The organism is Burkholderia sp. Ac-20344 (assembly GCF_017104975.1).
Classification (GTDB): Bacteria; Pseudomonadota; Gammaproteobacteria; order Burkholderiales; family Burkholderiaceae; genus Burkholderia.
In genome coordinates this window covers 1-2,884 of sequence record NZ_JAAGPP010000308.1, presented here as the reverse complement: position 1 = coordinate 2,884, position 2,884 = coordinate 1, and the positions used below count along the sequence as shown (strand labels likewise).

The window sequence follows — 2,884 nt, the reverse complement described above, 5'->3', positions numbered from 1 at the left end:
AGCGGGCCAAGGGCGGCGGTGGCGAACGGGTATCCCATGATGTCGATCCGGTGGCGGTTCAGGTGATTCAAGCGGGCCTGCGCGGGGCGGCGCGGCGCCGGGTGGACATATTGTGGCCGAACGGGGCGCGAACGGGGCCGGATTGGCCGGACGGACAGGGGGCGGCTGTCCGGTCGGCCCGCGCGGCCCCGTCCGGCGGCGCTCCCGAAAAGTGCGCCGCCGACGTGTTAACATGCGCGTCCTGCCCGCGTGTCCACCTGCTTCGCCAGCCTGCCGCGCACGGCATCCTCCCGGCGTTCCGCCGTCAACCGCAACACCATCCGCCATCATGTCCGCAGGCCTCAATTCCGCCCAGAACGAAGCGGTGCGCTACCTCGACGGTCCCTGTCTCGTGCTCGCCGGCGCGGGTAGCGGCAAGACCCGCGTGATCACGCAGAAGATCGCGCACCTGATCGAAGCGAAAGGCTTCGAGCCGCGCCACATCGCCGCCGTCACGTTCACGAACAAGGCCGCCGCCGAAATGCGCGAGCGCGTGTCGAAGCTGCTCGAGGGCAAGACGCTCACCACGCCCGGCAAGGAAGGCCGCAAGGTGCCCGTCAACCAGCTCACCGTCTGCACGTTCCACTCGCTCGGCGTGCAGATCCTGCGCCAGGAGGCCGAGCACGTCGGCTTGAAGCCGCAGTTCTCGATCATGGATTCGGACGACTGCTTCGGGATGATCCAGGAGCAGATCGGCACGACCGACAAGGGCCTGATCCGCAAGATCCAGAGCACGATCTCGCTGTGGAAGAACGGCCTGATCATGCCCGAGGAGGCGATGACGATCGCGTCCAACGAGGACGAGCACCAGGCCGCGCTCGTCTACCGCAACTACGTCGCGACGCTGCATGCGTACCAGGCGGTCGACTTCGACGACCTGATCCGCCTGCCCGCCGAGCTGTTCGAGAAGAACGAACAGGTGCGCGATCGCTGGCAGAACAAGCTGCGCTACCTGCTGATCGACGAGTACCAGGACACCAACGCGTGCCAGTACGAGCTGCTGAAGCTGCTTGCCGGCCCGCGCGCCGCATTCACGGCGGTGGGCGACGACGACCAGGCGATCTACGGCTGGCGCGGCGCGACGCTCGAGAACCTCGCGCAGCTCGGCAAGGATTTCCCGAAGCTGCACCTGGTCAAGCTCGAGCAGAACTACCGGTCGACGGTGCGCATCCTCACCGCCGCGAACAACGTGATCGCGAACAACCCGAAACTGTTCGAGAAGAAGCTGTGGTCCGAGCACGGGATGGGCGATTCGATCACCGTCACGCCGTGCAACGACGAGGAGCACGAGGCCGAATCGGTTGTGTTCCGGCTGTCCGCGCACAAGTTCGAGCGGCGCGCGCAGTTCCGCGACTACGCGATCCTGTATCGCGGCAACTTCCAGGCGCGGATCTTCGAGCAGGTGCTGCGCCGTGAGCGGATTCCGTACGTGCTGTCGGGCGGCCAGTCGTTCTTCGACAAGGCGGAGATCAAGGATCTGTGCGCGTACCTGCGGCTGATCGCGAACGCCGACGACGATCCCGCGTTCATCCGCGCGGTCACCACGCCGCGCCGCGGGATCGGCAACACGACGCTCGAAGCGCTCGGCTCGTTCGCGGGCCAGGCGAAGGTGTCGCTGTTCGAGGCCGTGTACATGGGCGGGATCGAGGCGCGGCTGTCCGCACGGCAGGTCGAGCCGCTGCGGATGTTCTGCGACTTCATCCAGCGCCTGACCGAGCGCGCGGACAAGGATCCTGCGACCGTCGTCCTCGACGACATGATGGAGGCGATCCACTACGAGGCGTACCTGTACGACGCGTTCGACGAGCGGCAGGCTCAGTCGAAGTGGCAGAACGTGCTCGAATTTCTCGAATGGCTGAAGCGCAAGGGCACCAAGCCCGAGTCGGCCGAGGCCGTCGACGGCGAGGCGGAAGGCTTCCACAACGCGGACGGGCTCGCCGACACCGGCAAGAACCTGCTCGGCCTGATCCAGACCGTCGCGCTGATGTCGATGCTCGAGGGCAAGGACGAGGATCCGGACGCCGTGCGGCTGTCGACCGTCCATGCGTCGAAGGGGCTCGAGTATCCGCACGTGTTCCTGGTCGGCGTCGAGGAGGGCATCATGCCGCACCGCGGCGGCAGCGAGGACGACGGCCCGATCGACAGCGAGCGGATCGAGGAGGAGCGCCGGCTGATGTACGTCGCGATCACGCGCGCGCAGCGCAGCCTGCATCTGAACTGGTGCAAGAAGCGCAAGCGGGCGCGCGAGACGGTCGTGTGCGAACCGTCGCGCTTCATCCCGGAGATGGGGCTCGACGAGGCGCCGCCGCCGACGCCGGAAGAAGCGCCGATGTCGCCGAAGGACCGGCTCGCGAGCCTGAAGGCGTTGCTGCAGAAGTGACGTGGTGGCGCCGCTTGGGCGCACGGCGTTCCGGCGCTGCAGAAGTTCGCCAACAAAACAAAACCCCCGCGATGCATGTGCGTCGCGGGGGTTTTTTACGGATGGCCGGGTGGGGTTACTTCGACGCGTTGACCATGTAGTCGACGGCGGCCTTCACGTCGGCGTCCGACGCGTTCGACCCGCCCTTCGGCGGCATCGCGCCCTTGCCGTGCAGCGCATAGTTGTAGACCGTATCCATCGACTCTTTCAGGCGCGGCGCCCAGTCTTCCTTGCTGCCGAACTTCGGCGCGCCGAGCACACCTGCCGCGTGGCAGGCCTGGCAGGTCGACGCGTACAGCGCCTTGCCGGCGGTGGCCGCATCGGCGCTGGCCGGGGCGGCTGCGGGCGCTTCGCCGGCCTTCGGGATCGCGGCGATCGCTGCCTGTGCTGCGGCGACTTGCGCGCTCGCGGCGTCGGCTGCGCCCG

Annotated in this window: 2 protein-coding genes; one reads left to right on the top strand and one right to left on the bottom strand. The window is 67.5% G+C overall.

Features of this window, described 5'->3' with window-relative positions:
• The first annotated feature begins 328 nt into the window (after positions 1-328).
• Positions 329-2,419: a UvrD-helicase domain-containing protein gene (locus G3N64_RS38615; RefSeq protein ID WP_205788826.1), complete on the top strand. Its 2,091-nt coding sequence runs from the start codon at positions 329-331 to the stop codon at positions 2,417-2,419.
• Between the two features lie 115 nt (positions 2,420-2,534).
• Here G3N64_RS38615 and G3N64_RS38610 read toward each other — a convergent pair.
• Positions 2,535-2,884, bottom strand: a 350-nt coding sequence (locus G3N64_RS38610; RefSeq protein ID WP_205788825.1) for a c-type cytochrome, incomplete at its 5' end; no start/stop codon positions are given.

Coding starts and splice junctions, on each gene's coding strand:
- G3N64_RS38615 (WP_205788826.1), top strand. CDS start 329: ATGTCCGCAGGCCTCAATTCCGCCCAGAACGAAGCGGTGCGCTACCTC.